The sequence below is a fragment of the Photorhabdus sp. RM71S genome (assembly GCF_042879355.1).
Taxonomy (GTDB): domain Bacteria; phylum Pseudomonadota; class Gammaproteobacteria; order Enterobacterales; family Enterobacteriaceae; genus Photorhabdus; species Photorhabdus kayaii.
Genome location: NZ_JBHFKV010000007.1, coordinates 116,278 through 134,839, shown reverse-complemented (window position 1 = coordinate 134,839; position 18,562 = coordinate 116,278). Strand labels below are relative to the sequence as shown.

The following is an 18,562-nucleotide window of genomic DNA, read 5'->3' as shown; positions in this document are numbered from 1 at the left end:
ATGGCCACTTCATGAATAGGGGTATCGCATGATTTATATGTTATGCCAGTATTATGTTATCTACCGATAAGCTATCCATGCTGACGCCAACCAGAGTGACTGAGTTTTGCCCGAAGGTAAACACCAGATCATTGTCCACCATAGAAGCATGATCCAGATAATTACTTTTATCACTGCTGCCTTCGGTACCCAAGAACACCAGTTTATCCGTCTTGTTGTAACCATAGATGATGTCTTGTCCAAAATCACCGCTGAACAGGAAGGTATTGTTATTACCCTGACTTTTCAGAACATCATTACCTTCACCACCGACGAAGACATTATTGTTGCCGAAACCGATCAACGTATCATCGCCATCCAGACCGAACAACCAGCTACCGGAGGTTTTAGAAGTCAGAGTATCATTCCCATCGTTGCCTGTGACTGAATTGGCGTATTTCGTCAATCCATTGCTAGAATACAAACCCTCGGCTCTGACTTGAGAATCCACCTGTTTAGTCAGAAACAGCCAGGTACTTTCCTTACTTCTTATAGCCGAGATATCCGTAGCAATGGTAATGCCGCCTTGTGCATCACGCATATACAATGTACCTGCCTGGTCATAGGCTATTTCTGCATTTTTTAGTGACTTCTGTAAGTCAAAGGTATTATGGCCTTTCCCGCCGGCAATAATGTTAAATCCGCCATCATCACGGAAGATATCATTGCCGTCGCGCCCTTCCAGATAATCGTTTCCTTTACCACCTTTAATTAGGTCGTTGCCGTCGGTACCGATAATAAAAGTACTACCAGTGTGTTTCTCAGCATTCCGGTTCAAATCCTGCACCCAAGTATTTTCACGGGTGACGTTGGAAAGATTACTGACAACAATAGTAGAGTCTCTATGAGTCAGATCGTAGAACGTTGACTCCATAATACGTTGCATGCCGCTCTGGTAAAATGGCGTCACATGCGAAACCCAGGTTGACGCATTAGCAATGGAGAAGGGCAACACATTCCACCAGTTTGATGCATAGTGATCGTTAAAATTAACAATATTATTTGTCGCAGAGTCCCTTGGTGTATCGTGAACTCCCGCGGATGATGAATCAATGCTAGTGCCGTTTAATACGCGGAATACGGGATCATTCTCGTATCCCACGTTCAGCACTTTGTTACCTTTCTCATACTGTGATGGCGAAGCGAAAGTGATATAGTTCGACTGGGAGTAAAATCCCCCCCATTTCGTATCGCTAGACTCCGCCATACTATTCACAGCTAACCCACCCAAACTATGGCCGCTGACCACAACGTCATTGCCCGTCAAACCGTGAGCTTTGGCATAATTGGCTACATGATCCAGCAGCCGGCCGAAAGCGTTTGGCGCGTAGTCATTCGAATAGTCTTTCTTACCTAACGCTACTAGCACATTATTCATAATGTCGCCAAATGTATCGGTAATAATTGACTCTCGAGGACCACTCGTACCGCGAAACGCAATGCCGATAGAAATCAAATTACCATCAGCATCATATTTTCCCATTACCTCTGCCTGAGCAGTGGAATGACTTGATTTTTCGCCGAAAAAAGTACCGCGGGCATCAGTTTTTCCCTGATAACCTAACTCATCAGCACTGATAGTAAACCATCCTGCGTCATTGAGTTTATCTTGTGCCTGTTTTTCTGCGTCCGGATTCCAAGGCAATTTAGGTGTGATGCCCTGCGATGTCGTGCTACCGAGAATTGCAGTCAACAACGTTAATGGCATCCCTAAACCAAAACCATAGTTGTAATACCCCTCGGCAAATCCGCTGCCCAGATTATGATAAGCATACCCGGCGATAGTTTTTGCGTCGGAAAATAACTCTTTGGAAGTAGTGTCATCAAAGTCTTTGTACTGAAAAACACCCATGATGCATATCCTTATTAAGTTAATATAAAGTTAAAAAAGTGTTCTAAAAATATTAACCAGCTAGGTAAGTATAGATTGATGGAGATAATTTAAAGAGTAATTATCTAAAAATTTATAAATTAGTGAGCCATCATGAAAATTTAATATTTTTACAAATTTAACATTGAAAAAATTAAGTTTATATGCTAAAGGATCTCACGGGTGAGAATAAACACATTGATATATTTATTATCATCGTTGATAGTTTTATAAGGTTACTAAATTGATGGGTAACTATATTACATGATGACATGATAAAGAGAGATTGATTTTATTTAATATTCTTGAAAAATATAGATATGTGAATTTTGGTAGAAAGTTTTTATCGCTGATTCACTTAATTGATTAAAGAAAGATAATTAAAACCATTATTCCCTATAAATAATTTCAATATGATTTTTTTAATAGGAAATTCATAAAAACAATGTATTGATTTTTCATTTAACAATAAAATTCAAAATAAGATTATTATTTTAATAATTTAATTCATTAAATTACAATGATGAATTTGCATTTATATTTTTGATGCTTACTATTTAAAACGAGTTTTCTTTGATAAAAGCTGAATTTTATATTCACACATCTCATTAAATAAAAATCATTTAAAATCAATAAAATATCACCAAATAAATAGAATAAGAATACCGCAAAAATAATATAACCTATTCACATAAGGTTATTGCATTCAATTTATCACACAGGATGTAAAATGAACCAAAAATAACTAAAAAAATTTTATAACCTTTTGATCATAATTACTACCTTATTAAATAAAGGATTATTTAACATTATATTTAAAATTAAAAGCAGCGCTTATTATGATTAAAATCACCATAATAAAATTTTATTAAAATAGTGCGATATCCCTTTTTTCTCTCTATAATGCACTTTTTCTACCATCTATTTACGAGATACAAATATGAAACATTCTCCGTTTCGGCGTTCGTTGTTATTAGCCGGTATTACCATTCCATTGGTCAATTTTGCTTTTCCTGCCTAGGCTGGTGCCATTCCCTCATCCCTACATAAACAACTTGCCGAACTGGAAAACAGCATAAAAGGCCGCTTAGGCGTGGCGCTGATTAATACAGCGAACGGTCAGGAAATTCAGTACCGAGGGGATGAGCGTTTTCCTTTCTGTAGTACTTTCAAGCTGATACTTGTTGCAGCAGTATTGCACAAAAGCATGTCCCAATCAGAATTGTTAGCAAAACATATTCATTATCGTGAGTCCGACTTACTCTCTTATGCTCCCATTGCGCGCAAAAATATACACCAAGGTATGAGCGTCACACAATTATGTGCAGCAACAGTGCAATACAGCGACAACACCGCAGCAAACCTATTGATTAAAGAATTGGGTGGATTAGAGGCTGTGAATCGCTTTGTTCAAGGTATTGGTGATCCTGCATTTCGACTCGATCGCTGTGAACCCGATTTGAACAGTGCCATTCCCGGTGACCTCAGAGATACCACAACACCTGCCGCAATGGCGGCCAGCGTGAAGAAAATCGTGCTTGGAGAGGTGCTTGCAGCTCCACAACGTGATTATCAAGTCGGGAGCTTAATCAGGATGTCAGCAGGGCAAAGAAAGCGGCTAAAAACGGCACTGTGTTCATCACAGATCGTGGCAAACCGGCTCATGTCCTGCTAACCATTGAGGAATATCAACGAATCACCAAGCAGCGTAGAAACATCGCTGATGCTTTAGCAATGCCCGGTGTTGAAGATATTGAATTCAATCCACCACGTGTCGCTATCAATAGCCGCCCAGCCAATTTCTCATGATGTTTGTTCTTGATACCAATGTTGTCTCCGAACCATAATCCAAGGCACATTATTGCGCTCATGGTTCAACCACCATGTAGTACCGGAATTTACTGGTCGGATCTTGCCGGTAGATACGGCTGTGGCACAGCGGTGTGCCCGGTTGCATGTTCCAGATCCACGCTCAGAGCGTGATGCCCTTATCGCCGCCGCCGCGCTGGTTCATGGTATGACTGTCGTCACACGAAATGTAATTGATTTTGAATTGACCGGTGTGCCAATACTAAATCCCTGGGTTTAAGGATGGTGAAATATTTAAATATGCATGCTGGGTAATGGGTGATAAAACCGGTAATGGTGATTATTTCTCATTAGCCGTCATTTGTCTGATTTTAATATCCGGCCTCTTTTTGATGTCGTACAGCAAAAATTGTTGCTGTTTCACCCTCAATCCGGTACAGGGCGACATAGCCACTACTTCCAAAATCAATAAGCCATTCTCGAAATGCCGGATCCATATCGTCAGCAGGGCGCCCTGCTTCAGGCTGACGTGCCAGCATTTTCACGCCAGCACGTATTGTTTTAATGGCTCGACGAGCAGTGTCTTTGTCTTTTTTAGCAAGAAAACCATAGAGCCGCTGTATATCAGCGAGAGCAGGCGGAGACCAAATCAAACGTGGCATTCAGGTAACTCCGCATCTTCTCCTGCTTCGAGCTTAGCTAACCAGTCGTCCGCTTCTTCAAGTGTCAGGTGTAGTCCATTCTCCTGATACGCTTCCCAGGCACGCAATGCATCCTGTTTGAAAGATTCACGTTTTTCTTCACGCTCTACATAGTCACGTATAGCTTCACGCATTATCCAATGAGCTGAACGATGCCGCACTTTTGCCAAATACTGGATCCGGCTTTTCAAGTTATCATCAAGTTTTACTGAGGTTGCCATTTTCTTCCACCTAAATATTAGAAGGTAATACCTTTTAATACTATATCATGAAATCTCCGCTTTACTACCAAGTAAAGAAAACCTTCGTTCTTCACTTGCTTGGTATGTTAGCTGAATTTGAACGTAATCTAACAAGGGAAAGGACTTAAAGTCGCAGGAGCTAGAGGGAGAAAAGGAGGAAGGCCAAAGGCGCTGTATATCACCGCCACCGCGCTGGTTCATAGTATATACCCGTTATCTTTCAAGTTGTTGGCTGCACTCACTCACCCCAGTCACATAGTTCGCTATGCTCCCGGGGATTCGCTCCCTTGCCGTCGCGATCCATCTTGAAATCCATAGGGTATATATTAACTAGAAAATAAACATGGATATTGATGTATTTATTGAAAATAAAATCAAAACATAATAATATTTATTCTAATCATTGTCATCTATTTTTATCCTGTTTTTATTTACATTATTTTATTCGGATAGAAAAATTTTCATATTTTAACTTTATTGTTTTATAGGTTTTATTTTCAGAGAAATAGACAGGTAATAATTCACGAAAATTAATCAGCTTACTCCCCATTTATATAAAAATAATTAACCATGTAAGTTATAAAAACAGTCCATTATTATTTTTTTGAACTAGACTATGATTGGCACCAATAGATAGAGTTACCTATACGATAATTTAATATATTGATTACATAAGAAAACAATTTAATTAAAGAGGGGTATATGAGCCAAAAAAATGATTTTAAAGCTTTTTCCATTAGTAATAATGCTAATGTAGTGAGTCAAGAAAAATATGAAGAAAATCAGAGTTTGCAGGTAGGATTCCCACCAGAAAATATCTCTACACATGTATTAAATAAGGCGTTACGCCAATCATCAACAATAGCTTCTGTGGTAGCTAATTTTATCGCGACACAATCTGGCGATGATGTTTTGGATGATGGTGATCTAGCTAAACTCACTGCCCAATTAAACCAAGCGTTAAAACAGAAAGTTACAACAGAAATTCCCAGTGCCTCATTGACACAAAAAGGCGTTGTTCAACTGACCAATGAAATTGGCAATAATGACACATTAGCAGTGACACAAAAGCTAGTTCAGGAAATTATCAATTCATTGCGTGAAAATATTGATAGCAAAGTATCCAATAGCCGGAAAATAAATGGTAAAGCATTGACTGAGGATATTAATCTGAATGCAAGTGATGTAGGGGCTTATACTCGAACAGATGTATACACTCGCTCAGAAGTATATACACGAGCAGAAGTAGATAAACTGATTAAAACAGCCAGTGAAATTCCTGTTGGTGCTCCTATTCCTTGGCCGTTAACGCATCCACCTATCGGCTATTTCACTTGTAATGGCTCCGCTTTTAATAAATTACAGTACCCGAAGTTAGCAGAAGCTTATCCTGATGGCAGATTGCCTGATTTAAGAGGCGAATTCATTCGTGGTTGGGATGATGGGCGTGGTGTGGATGCTAAGCGTGTAATTTTAACATCTCAAGAGGATGCCATTCAAAAAATTACGGGAACATTTACAACTATCAGAGCTGTTGTTATTAACACCGCAGGAGCATTTTCACTTGGGGATAGCACACATAGAGGCAATACACTTCAAGGACTCGACTATGGAAGGGTGGTCAATTTCGATTCATCCCTTGTCGCACGCGCAGCAACAGAAACCCGCCCTCGAAATATCGCCTTTAACTACATCGTAAAGGCGGAATAATAATGGCCTAAGAATATAAAAGCTCATCAGGTAAGATGGGCTTGCTTATTTTCCAACCACGCTCGAAATTTGGATTGAGCATCATCGCCATATTTGGAAAACCCCAGATGGACAAGAATACGGTTCCGATGCTCTGAAAAAGTAGCTTTCCAGTTCGGTATGTTATTGATGAACAAATTCATCATCAGAACGAGGCACTTCTCCACCTGTCCGGACCAAGATATCCCTGAATGCTTTCATATCAGCAGCTTTGGCACGGTCTGAAAAAAATCGCTCAGTTTCCAGAGCAGAAATTTTTTCCGCAACTGCGATAGCAATAAACTGGTTAACGCTGGTATGATCGCGCTTTGCCACTCTGGTGACTTCCTCTCTCAGGGATTTCGGTAATCGCAGTGGATAGGTTGATGTTTCACTCATTTCTCACTCTCCTAATAGCAATGGCTGGTGTCAGAACCTCAATATTGAACGTTCTAGGTACAGTACCATAGTCGCGTAAATTAAAGGTCACAATGGCATTAGCTCTGCCATTAACCGCTGCTTCCAATACCATTTCATCATTGGGATCACGGAGCATTGGTCGCCATAAATAATGCGTTTTGACCGGCTCAATCAATGCTGCAAGCCCATCAACGAAAACATGAGCCTGCTTCTGAGTTAGGCCCGCCGCAATCCAATGTATAGGCATAGTACACTTTGCCTCATACTCAAAAAATAGCGGGACACTGGCCAGTGACACAATCTTGTTATCTAAGGCTGCCCCTAACAGAGCAGCAGATGCACCACTTGGGCTACGCATGGCAGCTACGATGACATCAGTATCTAAAACGAATCTATTCATACTCTGAAATATATGTCACATCACATACGATGTCAAACTTTCAAAAAGCATAAGTAAAAAAACCTCGTTTTATTAACCATCTCATGCAATCCCTAAAAATCAATGAGTTTGATTAAAGTTAATGGTTAATATAAGTCGGATCGATATTTCATTAGCACCAAACATTAACTGACCTAAAAAGACACAAGAATAATAGCGTTAAGACTTTACCATCATTAAATATTAATAAAGCGCTGTTTTTCAGTCAGTGCTTTGATTCAATAAAAACTCGTAAAGTATTTTGTTTTTCTTCTAAAGCTCATCCAATCCAAATTAAATTCTAATTCCATCTATATTTCTATTTTTCTGATTCGTCAGATTCTGATTATTAAAAACGGCGATATAAAAAATAAGACAAGTATGAAAATGCATTTTGACCATAATGCACTTTACCTATTTTTCACCATAAATACAATTGGTTATAAAATAACATAAATTTTCGGGTATTATATTTCACTCTAAGACTATTGCATTAAATTAATATCCATGAGAATTTATTCCCCGCCGAAATACGGTGGGTTTTGAATATCATTAAATGCATCACAGCATATTTACTTGCTATAAATAGTGTTAATTGATCTCTTCATCTATTCCTCATCTTATTCGGTTATTTACTGTCTATCTCATAATGCTTACTGAAATAGACCATTAATCAGGTTTGGTGCGGTTTAACGTAAGTTTGCACTTCCTGTCATATATAAAGGTAAAAGGTGCCATGAATACTCAACGTAAGCTTGATAAAGTCAGACCGCCCCGAGTTCAGATTACTTATGATGTTGAATTAGGTGACGCGGTCGAGAAAAAAGAATTGCCTTTGGTTATTGGCGTTATTGGGCAATTTGCTGAGCAATCTATTCCCATGCGTGAACGTCGTTTCATGCATGTTGATAAAGATAATTTTAATGCAGTGATGGAAGGTTTATCACCTTCATTGGAATTACAGGTTGAAAGCGCGCTGCCGGGTCAGAGCGGATTTATTAATGTCGATTTGCAATTTAAATCAATGGCTGACTTTAACCCTGAGAATTTAGCGAAACAGATAGAACCGCTTCATCATTTGTTAGAGGTACGCAGCAAACTCAGTGATCTGAAAGGCCGTGCATTGAGCAATGAAAAATTGCGAGACCGTCTGACGGAAATTCTGGCTGAACATGTGGATAAATTACCGCCGGTAAATGAAGAAGCGGAAACCGCCGCCACAGAGAATACAGCAGATGACGTCACCCCGGAAAATAGCAATATCCCGGAAAATAACAATGCACAGTGAGGGCAGTATGGAACAGAGCGTTGTTGAACAACAAGAATTGAAAACGACAGAGACAAGTGGTGATTTTCTTGATCAGATTATTGATAACACGCAGGCCATTCGTCGGGAAGCCGATCGTGATCGGGTAAAAAGCCAGCTCGACCAGTTTCTGGCCGAAGTCACCTCCGGTTCACTGGTGGTTTCCGGCGATTTGGTAAATAGCATTGAGGAACGTATCGCAGCGATTGATGCGCTGATGTCCGCTCAACTGAGTCTGGTATTACATCACCCGCAATTTCAGCGTCTGGAATCTTCCTGGGTAGGGCTTAAAGGATTACTTGACCAAAGCGAAACGGATAATACTCAAATCCGCATGCTGAACGCGACGAAAACTGATTTGATTAAAGATTTTAAATCGGCATCGGATTTCGATCAGTCAATGCTGTTTAAAAATGTGTATGAATATGAATACGGTACCTTTGGTGGTGAACCTTATTCAGCGTTTGTCGGTGATTTTGACTTTGATAACAGCCCGGAAGATCTTTACTTACTGGAACAGATTTCTCATGTGGCAGCAGCAGCCCATGCGCCGTTTATCAGTTCAGTCAATGCGGGCATGTTGGGGCTGAATGATTTTGGTGAACTACCACGTCCGCGTGATTTATCCAAACTGCTTGAAACATCCGACTATCTGCGCTGGAAACGCTTCCGGGAATCTGATGACTCCCGTTATGTCGGCCTGACGTTGCCGCGAGTGATTGGCCGTTTGCCTTACGGTGCAAAAACCATCCCGGTTGAACAGTTCTGTTTCGAAGAGCAGGTAAGGGAAGGAGATAGCAGCAGTTATCTGTGGATTAATGCCGCTTATGCACTAGCCGGGCGTATGGTGGCCGCATTTGAGCAGTATGGTTGGTGTGCGGCGATCCGTGGTGTAGAAGGCGGAGGATTGGTCGAGGCATTGCCAGCGTATCATTATACCTCTGTGTCCGGTGAAAATGTGCTGCAATGCCCGACTGAGGTGGCTATCTCTGATCGCCGTGAAAAAGAGTTAGCAGAATTAGGGTTCATTCCTCTGGTTTATTATAAAGGTACTGACTATGCCGCATTTTTCTCGGTACAGTCACCGAATAAACCAAGGAAATATAATTCTGACCTGGCAAATGCTAACGCGAAATTATCAACCCAATTGCAATACATTATGACAACTTCTCGTTTTGCCCATTATCTGAAAATGATTGTACGTGACAAAGTGGGCAGTTTTATGTCCCGCGGCGAATGTCAATCTTATCTGCAAAACTGGATCAACCAATATATTGTTGGCTCTGATACCGTCGGCGCAGAAATTAAAGCGAGTCACCCATTACGGGAAGCAAGAGTTGATGTCGTTGAAGTCCCCGGCTCACCGGGAACATATCGGGCTGTGGCTTATTTAAGGCCGCATTTCCAATTAGAAGGATTAAGTATGTCTTTACGGTTGGTGGCTGATTTACCACCGTCATCGGCTGCCTGATTTTTCTATTTATTAATATTTATCCTATTTATTACAACTAACTGGAGTAGTTAATTATGAGTTCTTCAATTTTTTTACAAATTGATAGTATTGACGGTGAGAGTACCGACAGCAAACATAAAAAGTGGATTGAGCTGGAACATGTCAATTTTGGTGCATTTAACCATGCACGTATTGCAGACAGTGGTAAACGTAAAATTACCGTTGGCGCCGCGGATTTCCGCACCATTGATTGTGTGAAGGTGATGGATTCCAGCTCGATTAAATTACTGTCTGCCGTGGCGCAAGGTACCGCGATTAAGAAAGTGAAATTGGAAATCTGTACGATTTTCAAAGGGGAAATGCACCCTTACGCGGAAGTGGAAATGGATGAATGTGTCATCTCCGATGTTCATGAAACGTGTTCACGTGGTGGTGAATTCCCACAAGAACAGATTTCTATCACCTATTCCAAAATTAAATGGACATTTACGCCACTCAAAGAAGATGGCACTAAAGGAGATAAGGTGGGGCCGGAAGGTTGGGATCTTATCGAGAATAAAAAACAGTAACAATTACCATTTACTGCCGGTTGAAGGCCGGCAGTTTCTACCGGAAATATATGATGATTCAGCCTTCATTTCTCCATCGTCTGAAAGATGATTATCCACAAGATGAAAAACGGGGTGTCACACTGGTTTGGTCACGTCAGGAAGTTATACAAAGCCTAATCGCCGATTTGAGTATGCTATTTTCATCAAGACCGATTTCTGAAATTTTCCCTTTATTTGGTGAGTTATCGAAATCCGTTTTAAATTATGGCGTTTCTGATGTCATTAATGTGGATATTTCGGATGATGAGCGTATTGATGCACTGAGCAATAATATTTACCAAGCTATTTCCCGATTCGAGCCTCGTTTGCAAGATGTCGTTATTACATTACAGAAAAATACGCCGGAGAATATTACCTTCTGGGTGAAGGGAATTTTCTTCAACGAACAAGTGGTGTTTTCTATCTCATGGAACAGTACCGCATATACCTACTCAATTTCATGGGATAAATAACAAGATGATGTTATTACCACAAAAAATACTGACTTATTATAACCGGGAATTGGGTTATTTAAGGCAATATGGCGCTGCTTTCTCTCAGCGTTTTCCTAAAATTGCTAAACGTCTTGGGTTCGCAGAAGGTGTTTCAGAAGATCCGCATGTAGAACGCCTGGTGGAATCTTTTGCATTCCTGACGGCAAAAATCCATCAGCGGATTGATGAAGATATGCCGGAACTTAGCAACGCCATGTTGGAGGTATTAGCGCCACAGTTTCTACGTCAGGTACCGTCGGTATCGTTGGTGCAGTTTCAACAGGACCCATTAGCATCCGGTGTGACTGGGATGATGACGGTAGCGCGGCATACCCCGTTGATTTCTCAACCGGTAGGCGATGTGACCTGTCGTTTCCGCACGGTATATCCGCTGGAGATGTTGCCATTGGATTTAACGCATGCAGAACTGATACCAGACCCTTACGATCGGGACTTTATCTTAACGCTAAGTTTTACCCTGTGGCCGGGCGCCAGCTTTCAGGCGCAACATATCCGGTTGTATTTACATGGCGCACCAGTGCTGACCCATAGTTTGTATGAATTGTTGTCAGCGCAAGTTAAGCAACTGGAATGTCGGTTAGGCGAGCGTACATTCAACCTGAATAACCGGGGTGTTCAGGTAGTGGGCTTTGATCCGCAAGATAACTTATGTGCCGATGATTTATTAATAAACCCGATTCATCACTTATTTCGTGATTATTTCAGTTTCCCAGAAAAGTTTTTATTCCTGGATATTCCGTTACCGGATGCCGGTTTGATCACCCGTTCATCAGGCAAGCTGCAATACCGTTTCCAGCTTAAGGATTGTGTTGCATTGCGCCGTATTGAACGTATGAGTGATAAAGTCAGCAATGAAACCTTCCGGCTAAATTGCGTGCCGATAATTAATCTGTTTTCTCATCAGGCGGAACCCATTATTCCGCTGGAAACAGAGCATGAATATCTGGTTCAACCGGATGCTCGTCGCCCACAAAGTATGGAAGTCTATACCATCGATCAGGTCGAGATTGTCAGCCGTCAACAGGAACAATTAAGTTCCAAACCAGTGCCGTCGTTATTTGGTATTGAACATACACAGTCTGACGAACAGCTCCCATTATTTTGGCAGGCAACGTCACGTCCCTCACTCAGACATAACGATCTGGGAATGAATATGTTCATCGGTTTTTCTGATAGCAGTGGTGAACATCTGAAACCCGAAACCGATGTGGTGAGCCTGAGTTTGACCTGCACTAACCGCGATATACCGCGACAGTTGAGTAACGGCCATCCTGATGGCGATTTCGAATCAGAAAGCGCGCTGCCGGGGGTAAAAATTCTGGGATTGATCCGTCCCCGATTGCCAGTGCGTCCACAACCCAATAGTGCATTGAACTGGCGATTGGTATCGCAACTCAATTTAAACCAAATGTTACTGAGTGGTCCACAGGGTGTTCAGCACTTAAAAGAGGCGCTAGAACTCTACAACTTGCTTGGCGATCCAGCCATATCGCGGTTGATTGCACAACTACAGCAGATTGCTATTGCGCCGGTGAGCGCACGCCTAAATCCCGCCGATCCCCATTCTCTGGCGCGTGGGCTGGAAGTGACATTGACATTTCAGGCGCAAGCAGGCGAGTTTGTTGATTTTTATCTGTTTTGCAGCCTGCTAGAGCGTTTTATTGCCATGTATGCGCCGATTAACAGCTTCACGCAGACCGTAACACAGTTAGAGACGCTTAATAACAGCACTCACCGTTGGCCGCGTCGCAGTGGGAGAGTGACATGGCTTTAGAAAATAAGATGCGTTTAGCTGGCGGCCGTTTTTATCAAAATGTACGTCGTTTGCTTAAACGTTGTCGCCAACGTGAAGACGCGATAATCATCCCTGATGATGTGGTGCAATTCAGCTCTGCACTGACATTAGATGCGCCGGAAAGGGAAGTCGAGTCGCTATTACCACCGCAAGAGGGGGATGAGCAGTATCGCATGGCGGTACATCACTTTGGTCTATTAGGAACCCTTGGCGCATTACCGTTGCGTTATACCGAGTGGCTGATTGATAGGCGTTACCGCTATGGCGACGAATCGGCTCAGGCATTTATTGATATTTTTACTCACCGCCTGCTTAGCCTGCGTTTTCAGGCATGGCAGAAATATCGGTTATATATCAATGCCGAATTGCAAAACCATGCAGAGTTACAAACCCATCGGGCTTTACCGGCTGTCATTCCGGCAGTTGCCGGCCAATTGATGGAGAACAAAATAGAGCGCTCTCATCCCGCTTGTGTCGGATTGCTGGCAACACCGGTCCGTTCAATGGTGAATTTGCAACATTTGTTGCAGCGGGAATTTGGTATGGCGGTCAACATCCAGCCCTTTAAAGGGCGCTGGCAATATGTTGAACAGGCGCACTGTTGCTGTTTAGGTCGCAGTTTGCTAGGCGATAACCCGATGTTGGGTCGCGCTTATTGGGATATTCAATCAGGATTTCATATTGAGTTAGGGCCGTTTGCCGCTCGGCAGCGTGCCGCCTTTATGCCGGGAAATGAACAATATCGCAAACTGACACAATGGGTATGGCAATTTGCCGGGCCGTTGCTCTCGTTTTCACTGGAATTGTTGGTACAGCATAGTGGGCAAGACAATATATTAAATGGTAGCCGTCAACTGGGGTGGGATGGTTGTTTGGGCAATACTGGCGAGAGCAATATTCAGCATATCTATCTGGCTGAATGTACAGGCCCCTACGCGGATTAAACAAGAATACAGGTAATAAAAAAATGCTGTTAGGGCAAAAGAATCGTTTTTTACAGGTTATCGGTAGCCTGTCAGACATTGTGGCACTGAGCAAAATAGAGGGTGAAGAGCACCTGTCGCGGCCTTATTCATTTTCTGCTCAGCTCTATTCCAACGCGGACTGGGATAAGCTGGAGTCTCATATCGGTAAGCCATTGGCATTTCGTCTCGGTGAAGCACCGAATCACCGCATTGTGCATGGCATATTGACTGAATTACAGCAACAAAGTTTCAGCGACGGCCAGTTTTGTTATCAGGCACGTATTGAACCCTGGCTGAAAATGCTGACATTAACGCATAATTTACGTGTCTATCAGCGCATCAGCGTGCCGGATATGGTATGTGATATCTTCCGTAAACGTGGGTTTAACGACGTTGAACTGGCGCTAAAAAGCCGTTATCCGAAGCTTGAATATTGTATGCAATACAAGGAATCAGATTTTGACTTTGTGACACGCCAACTGGAACAAGCTGGAATTTTCTATTTCTTTCGCCATGAAGAGGGGCGTCATGTGCTGGTATTGGCAGATCATCCTTCTGCGTTTATTAACGCGCCTTTAGCGGTATTGCCATATCAATCGAAAGTGGGTGATCAGCAGGGCTATGGGCTACGCGCCTGGCATATTCATCGCACACTGATTCCAGGTACGGCGGAAATGAATGGCTATAACGTTAAAAGTGCCGCGGCAATCAGTGCCAGTGCCAAAGCGAACAGCGGCTATTCTACCAATCCAAAGCTTTCTATCTATGATGATCGACGTCAGGAGGAGCGTAATCAACTGGAAGTACAGGCAACGCTGTGCATGGAACAATGGGAATCACAGTCCTATTACGCACGTGCCGTTAACAGTTATCCCGGTTTGCAAGTAGGGCATCAGTTTACCCTGAAAGGGCACGCCAGTGCCGATGGCCGTTATGCCGTGGGCCACCAGCGATTAAAAGCGGAAAACAACCTGGAGGGAGGCGAATTATTGTTTTCGTCTCAAGTGACCTTATTCCCGGCGAATAAAGCATTTCGCCCGCGTCCTTCTGTTACGCGGCCCTACATTTCCGGCGTATTGTCCGCGCTAGTAGTGGGGCCGACGTCAGAGGAGATCCATACTGATACACAGGGACGCATCAAAATCCAGTTTCACTGGGATAAAGAACATAAAAAAAATGATGACAGTTCTTGTTGGATACGCGTCAGTCAGTTCTGGAATGGCGCAAAGTTTGGTGCGCAATTTGTGCCACGTGTGGGCAGTGAAGTATTGGTGAGTTTTATTGATGGCGACCCAGATAGCCCGCTGGTGACCGGAACGGTTTATAACGGAGTGAAGATGCCACCATTCGCGCTACCGGGGCAGAAAACCCAAAGCGGGATTACGACGCGCAGTAGTGCAAAAGGCACAGTGGAGCAAGGACATCAGTTCTGTTTTGAAGATAAGAAAGGTGAAGAGTTTATTTTGCTTCACTCACAAAAAGATATGCGCCTGAAAGTGAAAAATGATTTTTCGGCGCAGATCGATCGCAACGTGTTATGGGAAATCCAAGAAAAGCGCGATACCCAAATTAAAAAGGGCAATGACACGTTAATTTTGAGCGAAGGCAACGCCTTAACTGAGGTGAAAAAAGGTGACAAAAAACAAACACTGGATCGTGGCAATTTTACCACCACCGTCAGTGCAGGCAGTTATGAGCTGGAGGTATCCAGAGGTAACGCCAAAATCAATGTAGGTCAACAATGCACAATTACGGCAAATCAGGGCATTGAACTGAAAGTCGGTGCCAGCACATTATCGATTACCCCGGCCGGGATCACCATCAAAGCGCCATCTGTTACCGTAGAAGGATCAGGAAAACTGGCGTTGAAGAGCGGTGGCATGGCGGAACTAGCAGGAACCACGGTAAAAGTAGAAGGTAGTGCAATGGCACAATTAAAAGGCGGCATTGTTCAGGTGGATGCGACCGGCATTGCTATGGTGAAAGGCACTCTGACCAAGATTGGTTAATAGCAGGATCAACGAATAATAAGAGTTTGCAATCATGGTTAAATTACGACACTGCCAGCTTTCGCCACAGGCGGAATTGGCACTACAACAACACGCGGCACATGAACAGAATCTATCGGCGCTCAATAAAGAAATATTGTGGCAAGACGCAGTGTGCTACACCATTTTTATGTTGCCTTACACTCAGGCTCTGGAACTGGCACTGACATTTATCTCCCGCGTTTACGAACGTGATCTGATGCAAGGACAACGGGCGTTATTGCAACAAGTGCGACGCTGGCGGGTTGATGGCGGTGATCCGTTGCGTCATGAACTGTTCGAACAGGCGCAAACAGTCGGGTTCGATAATCCAATTTCATGTCTGGTGCTTTCCGTTTTTTGGAGTGAAGGCAGCATGACCACCCCGGGTTTGGAAGCGGTCTATCCACAACCGTGGCAGTCACTGGCGGCATTAGCCGATACGTTGTGCCTGATATTGCATATTTATGGCGAACAACCGGAACGACAAATGCAGTACGTTGAGCAATTTTTTCAACTGGCACATGGTCAACTAAGGCAATTACCACCGTCACAAGATCAGGGACGCAAAAACTATCTGTACTATGAAGCCACATTATCAGGAGAGCAATGATGCCAATGCCAGCCGCTCGTGTGGGTGATATGCATATTTGTCCAATGGTCTCGCCTGCGGTACCGCCGGTGCCACATGTAGGCGGACCGATTATGCCGCCAGGTGTACCGACAGTGCTGATTGGTGGATTACCCGCAGCGACAATAGGCTCAATGCTGGTGTGCGTCGGGCCGCCGGATACAGTTGTCATGGGCAGCCCAACGGTATTGATTGGCGGACGGCCTGCGGCCAGACTCGGCGATCTGTGTGCACATGGCGGCACAATTACCACGGGCTACCCGTTGGTGATTATTGCTTAAAATGGAAGCCACTGTGAACTTAGCCCAAACAGATATCGCGCGTTTTTTACAACCCATTGCTGCTGACAAACCAGCGGGGTGCGATATCGAATACGAACCTATTTTTGAACAGATAAACGCAGCACGCGAAACTGACGACGATTTTCTCCAGGACGACGCATGGGGTTATGAAACTCGTCAGGCTGATTGGATGCGAGTTTCAACGTTGTGCCAAGAGGTGCTGGAAAAACAGAGTAAAGACTTGCAAATAGCCTGCTGGTTAACCCAAGCACAAGGGGAACTGTATGGTCTGGCAGGGATTAGCGGTGGTATCACATTACTTGCCCATCTACTGGAAACTTTTTGGCCGGTACTTTACCCGCCGCTGGATGATACAGAGACAAACAGTGCAGATGCTCGTCTTGGCCGGTTAAGCTGGTTGGATAAGCAATTGGTGAAACAACTAGACAATCTGACACTGACCGATGATGGCAAATTGAGCTTAAGCGTCTGGCAACGAGTGCAATATTTTGAACAACGCGTTGCCGTAAACAGCGAATTACGCAGTGCTTTGATCAGTGATGGCTATTTCGGTATCGCTGAGTGCGACGGTAGTATTCGCGCTACGCCAGTCGAACAATTTAACCAACTACTAGTGCAGGCTGAACAGGTTAGTCAGGCATTAGCAGAACTGCAAAAAATCATGGTGGAACTATTGCCTGATACCGGTAACAGCATGAGTGCCAGTACGCAGCGATTGCAAGATCTGGTGGCCTTAATCGAACGATTTCGTGAAATGGCGGCACCGGGATCAAGCCAAGAATCCAGCAATCGCAATGAAGCAATAGCGTCAGGGGAAGATGCGCCAAACGGCATGAATACGACTTTTTTAACAGAAGATCGGGCGCACCATGAAATGCGCACTATCGCTATAGGACAAATGATCAATATCGCCAATTACTTTCGTCAAAATGAACCTACCAGTCCGGTGCCCTATTTAATTGAACGTGCAGCGCGTTGGGCAAATATGGGCATGGCCGAATGGCTGGAAGAAATGATGTCAGAAAATACCTCCGCGCTACAAGAAATTATGCGCGTGATGAAAGGACCAGAAATAAATAGAGAGCAAAATGAATAACATAAATTTTTATAGCGTCATTAAACGCCGTTTTTTAATATTGACAGTAATTCTCGTAATAAGTGGTTGCAGTCATTCTATCTCCAACGATGAAAAACGCTTACAGGCAATTGAACAAGCCAAACCAGTTTATGCCAGCAATGCCATTCGTTTAAAAATAACTGCGGTTCCGCAACTGAATGTTTTTAATAATATGTCGAACAGTTGCACAATATTAATTGCTCAAGCAGAGAAACGTGAGCAATTAGATAAATTACTGGCTAATCCGGTGTTATTACGCAATTTATTTGCCGGCACCGGTGCAACAGAGCAAATATTACAGTTGGATAATTACGTGATGATGCCGGGGCAATCGGTATCTTTACACATCGATAGAGCGGAACAGGCGCGTTATATCGCATTAATTGCCGGTTACTACCCGATGCCAGATAGTACTCATACACGAGTATTATCACTGCCGCTGCGCCTTGAGCAACACGGTTGGTGGAATAGCGCCTGGAGCGCTGAATTTGTTCCCATGCGCATTAATCTGACGCTAGGACGTTACGCCATTACCCGCAGTGATTTCTCCGCAGGCAACACCGGAGATGAGGTGGTTTTCCCCGGGCAAACGACAGAATCCAGCAGTAACGAAAGTGTGTTAAGGAAGTAACCC

At 43.3% G+C, this 18,562-nt stretch carries 17 protein-coding genes and 3 pseudogenes; 15 read left to right on the top strand and 5 right to left on the bottom strand.

The annotated features are described in order from the left end of the window. Positions 1 to 40 precede the first annotated feature (40 nt). Positions 41 to 1,891, bottom strand: coding sequence for a polyurethanase (locus tag ACGF5R_RS06405; RefSeq protein WP_262980053.1), 1,851 nt, complete (start codon positions 1,889 to 1,891; stop codon positions 41 to 43). Between the two features lie 958 nt (positions 1,892 to 2,849). Between ACGF5R_RS06405 and bla the strand changes: the two are divergent. From bla to ACGF5R_RS06390, 3 pseudogenes are all read left to right on the top strand, one after another. Then, positions 2,850 to 3,584 (top strand): annotated as a pseudogene (bla, locus tag ACGF5R_RS06400) (class A beta-lactamase). After that, positions 3,479 to 3,718, top strand: a pseudogene (locus ACGF5R_RS06395) (type II toxin-antitoxin system prevent-host-death family antitoxin); the annotation flags it as partial. The pseudogenes bla and ACGF5R_RS06395, both read left to right, overlap by 106 nt. 40 nt (positions 3,719 to 3,758) lie before the next feature. Further along, positions 3,759 to 3,998, top strand: a pseudogene (locus ACGF5R_RS06390) (PIN domain-containing protein); the annotation flags it as partial. 91 nt (positions 3,999 to 4,089) lie between these two features. Here the strand turns inward: ACGF5R_RS06390 and ACGF5R_RS06385 are convergent. Together ACGF5R_RS06385 and ACGF5R_RS06380 are read right to left on the bottom strand one after the other, a co-directional pair. After that, entirely contained in the window at positions 4,090 to 4,380 is a 291-nt protein-coding gene (locus ACGF5R_RS06385) for a type II toxin-antitoxin system RelE/ParE family toxin (protein ID WP_112875912.1), read from the bottom strand. Next, complete coding sequence (locus tag ACGF5R_RS06380) at positions 4,368 to 4,640, bottom strand: CopG family ribbon-helix-helix protein (protein WP_074020760.1); 273 nt, start codon at positions 4,638 to 4,640, stop codon at positions 4,368 to 4,370. The genes ACGF5R_RS06385 and ACGF5R_RS06380 overlap by 13 nt, the downstream gene beginning before the upstream one ends. Positions 4,641 to 5,363: 723 nt before the next feature. Here ACGF5R_RS06380 and ACGF5R_RS06375 point away from each other — a divergent pair. After that, on the top strand, positions 5,364 to 6,371 hold the full coding sequence (locus ACGF5R_RS06375; protein ID WP_387690154.1) for a tail fiber protein: 1,008 nt from the start codon (positions 5,364 to 5,366) through the stop codon (positions 6,369 to 6,371). Between the two features lie 162 nt (positions 6,372 to 6,533). Here the strand turns inward: ACGF5R_RS06375 and ACGF5R_RS06370 are convergent, their stop codons facing one another. After that, entirely contained in the window at positions 6,534 to 6,788 is a 255-nt protein-coding gene (locus ACGF5R_RS06370; RefSeq protein WP_112875914.1) for an Arc family DNA-binding protein, read from the bottom strand. Further along, positions 6,781 to 7,209, bottom strand: coding sequence for a putative toxin-antitoxin system toxin component, PIN family (locus ACGF5R_RS06365; RefSeq protein WP_387690152.1), 429 nt, complete (start codon positions 7,207 to 7,209; stop codon positions 6,781 to 6,783). The genes ACGF5R_RS06370 and ACGF5R_RS06365 overlap by 8 nt, the downstream gene beginning before the upstream one ends. Before the next feature lie 754 nt (positions 7,210 to 7,963). Here ACGF5R_RS06365 and tssB point away from each other — a divergent pair. The 11 genes from tssB to ACGF5R_RS06310 are packed head-to-tail and all read left to right on the top strand — an operon-like array spanning position 7,964 to position 18,559. Continuing rightward, positions 7,964 to 8,515: a type VI secretion system contractile sheath small subunit gene (tssB, locus tag ACGF5R_RS06360; RefSeq protein ID WP_112875916.1), complete on the top strand. Its 552-nt coding sequence runs from the start codon at positions 7,964 to 7,966 to the stop codon at positions 8,513 to 8,515. Between the two features lie 7 nt (positions 8,516 to 8,522). Further along, positions 8,523 to 10,004, top strand: a complete 1,482-nt coding sequence (gene tssC / locus ACGF5R_RS06355; RefSeq protein ID WP_112876093.1) for a type VI secretion system contractile sheath large subunit — start codon at positions 8,523 to 8,525, stop codon at positions 10,002 to 10,004. A gap of 56 nt (positions 10,005 to 10,060) precedes the next feature. Continuing rightward, positions 10,061 to 10,555: a type VI secretion system tube protein Hcp gene (locus ACGF5R_RS06350; RefSeq protein WP_112875917.1), complete on the top strand. Its 495-nt coding sequence runs from the start codon at positions 10,061 to 10,063 to the stop codon at positions 10,553 to 10,555. 50 nt (positions 10,556 to 10,605) lie between these two features. Further along, complete coding sequence (gene tssE, locus ACGF5R_RS06345) at positions 10,606 to 11,049, top strand: type VI secretion system baseplate subunit TssE (protein WP_112875918.1); 444 nt, start codon at positions 10,606 to 10,608, stop codon at positions 11,047 to 11,049. A gap of 4 nt (positions 11,050 to 11,053) precedes the next feature. Further along, entirely contained in the window at positions 11,054 to 12,865 is a 1,812-nt protein-coding gene (tssF, locus tag ACGF5R_RS06340; protein ID WP_387690149.1) for a type VI secretion system baseplate subunit TssF, read from the top strand. Next, positions 12,856 to 13,830: a type VI secretion system baseplate subunit TssG gene (gene tssG, locus ACGF5R_RS06335; protein WP_112875920.1), complete on the top strand. Its 975-nt coding sequence runs from the start codon at positions 12,856 to 12,858 to the stop codon at positions 13,828 to 13,830. The genes tssF and tssG overlap by 10 nt, the downstream gene beginning before the upstream one ends. A gap of 23 nt (positions 13,831 to 13,853) precedes the next feature. Next, positions 13,854 to 15,860 (top strand): type VI secretion system Vgr family protein, encoded by a 2,007-nt coding sequence (locus ACGF5R_RS06330; RefSeq protein ID WP_387690147.1) that lies wholly within the window; start codon positions 13,854 to 13,856, stop codon positions 15,858 to 15,860. Between the two features lie 34 nt (positions 15,861 to 15,894). Then, entirely contained in the window at positions 15,895 to 16,491 is a 597-nt protein-coding gene (locus tag ACGF5R_RS06325) for a DUF6931 family protein (RefSeq protein WP_387690145.1), read from the top strand. After that, positions 16,491 to 16,790 carry a PAAR domain-containing protein gene (locus tag ACGF5R_RS06320; protein ID WP_192880957.1) on the top strand — a complete coding sequence of 100 codons (300 nt, stop codon included), beginning with the start codon at positions 16,491 to 16,493 and terminating at the stop codon, positions 16,788 to 16,790. The genes ACGF5R_RS06325 and ACGF5R_RS06320 overlap by 1 nt, the downstream gene beginning before the upstream one ends. Before the next feature lie 13 nt (positions 16,791 to 16,803). Continuing rightward, a complete protein-coding gene (tssA, locus tag ACGF5R_RS06315; protein WP_387690143.1) occupies positions 16,804 to 17,907 on the top strand; it encodes a type VI secretion system protein TssA in 1,104 nt (367 codons plus the stop codon). After that, positions 17,900 to 18,559 carry a type VI secretion lipoprotein TssJ gene (locus ACGF5R_RS06310; RefSeq protein ID WP_387690141.1) on the top strand — a complete coding sequence of 220 codons (660 nt, stop codon included), beginning with the start codon at positions 17,900 to 17,902 and terminating at the stop codon, positions 18,557 to 18,559. The genes tssA and ACGF5R_RS06310 overlap by 8 nt, the downstream gene beginning before the upstream one ends. The last annotated feature ends 3 nt before the right edge of the window (positions 18,560 to 18,562 follow it).

Bases quoted from the DNA above. Each gene is read 5' to 3' on its own strand.
- ACGF5R_RS06405 (WP_262980053.1), bottom strand. From the start codon at position 1,891: ATGGGTGTTTTTCAGTACAAAGACTTTGATGACACTACTTCCAAAGAG.
- ACGF5R_RS06385 (WP_112875912.1), bottom strand. From the start codon at position 4,380: ATGCCACGTTTGATTTGGTCTCCGCCTGCTCTCGCTGATATACAGCGG.
- ACGF5R_RS06380 (WP_074020760.1), bottom strand. From the start codon at position 4,640: ATGGCAACCTCAGTAAAACTTGATGATAACTTGAAAAGCCGGATCCAG.
- ACGF5R_RS06375 (WP_387690154.1), top strand. From the start codon at position 5,364: ATGAGCCAAAAAAATGATTTTAAAGCTTTTTCCATTAGTAATAATGCT.
- ACGF5R_RS06370 (WP_112875914.1), bottom strand. From the start codon at position 6,788: ATGAGTGAAACATCAACCTATCCACTGCGATTACCGAAATCCCTGAGA.
- ACGF5R_RS06365 (WP_387690152.1), bottom strand. From the start codon at position 7,209: ATGAATAGATTCGTTTTAGATACTGATGTCATCGTAGCTGCCATGCGT.
- tssB (WP_112875916.1), top strand. From the start codon at position 7,964: ATGAATACTCAACGTAAGCTTGATAAAGTCAGACCGCCCCGAGTTCAG.
- tssC (WP_112876093.1), top strand. From the start codon at position 8,523: ATGGAACAGAGCGTTGTTGAACAACAAGAATTGAAAACGACAGAGACA.
- ACGF5R_RS06350 (WP_112875917.1), top strand. From the start codon at position 10,061: ATGAGTTCTTCAATTTTTTTACAAATTGATAGTATTGACGGTGAGAGT.
- tssE (WP_112875918.1), top strand. From the start codon at position 10,606: ATGATGATTCAGCCTTCATTTCTCCATCGTCTGAAAGATGATTATCCA.
- tssF (WP_387690149.1), top strand. From the start codon at position 11,054: ATGATGTTATTACCACAAAAAATACTGACTTATTATAACCGGGAATTG.
- tssG (WP_112875920.1), top strand. From the start codon at position 12,856: ATGGCTTTAGAAAATAAGATGCGTTTAGCTGGCGGCCGTTTTTATCAA.
- ACGF5R_RS06330 (WP_387690147.1), top strand. From the start codon at position 13,854: ATGCTGTTAGGGCAAAAGAATCGTTTTTTACAGGTTATCGGTAGCCTG.
- ACGF5R_RS06325 (WP_387690145.1), top strand. From the start codon at position 15,895: ATGGTTAAATTACGACACTGCCAGCTTTCGCCACAGGCGGAATTGGCA.
- ACGF5R_RS06320 (WP_192880957.1), top strand. From the start codon at position 16,491: ATGCCAATGCCAGCCGCTCGTGTGGGTGATATGCATATTTGTCCAATG.
- ACGF5R_RS06310 (WP_387690141.1), top strand. From the start codon at position 17,900: ATGAATAACATAAATTTTTATAGCGTCATTAAACGCCGTTTTTTAATA.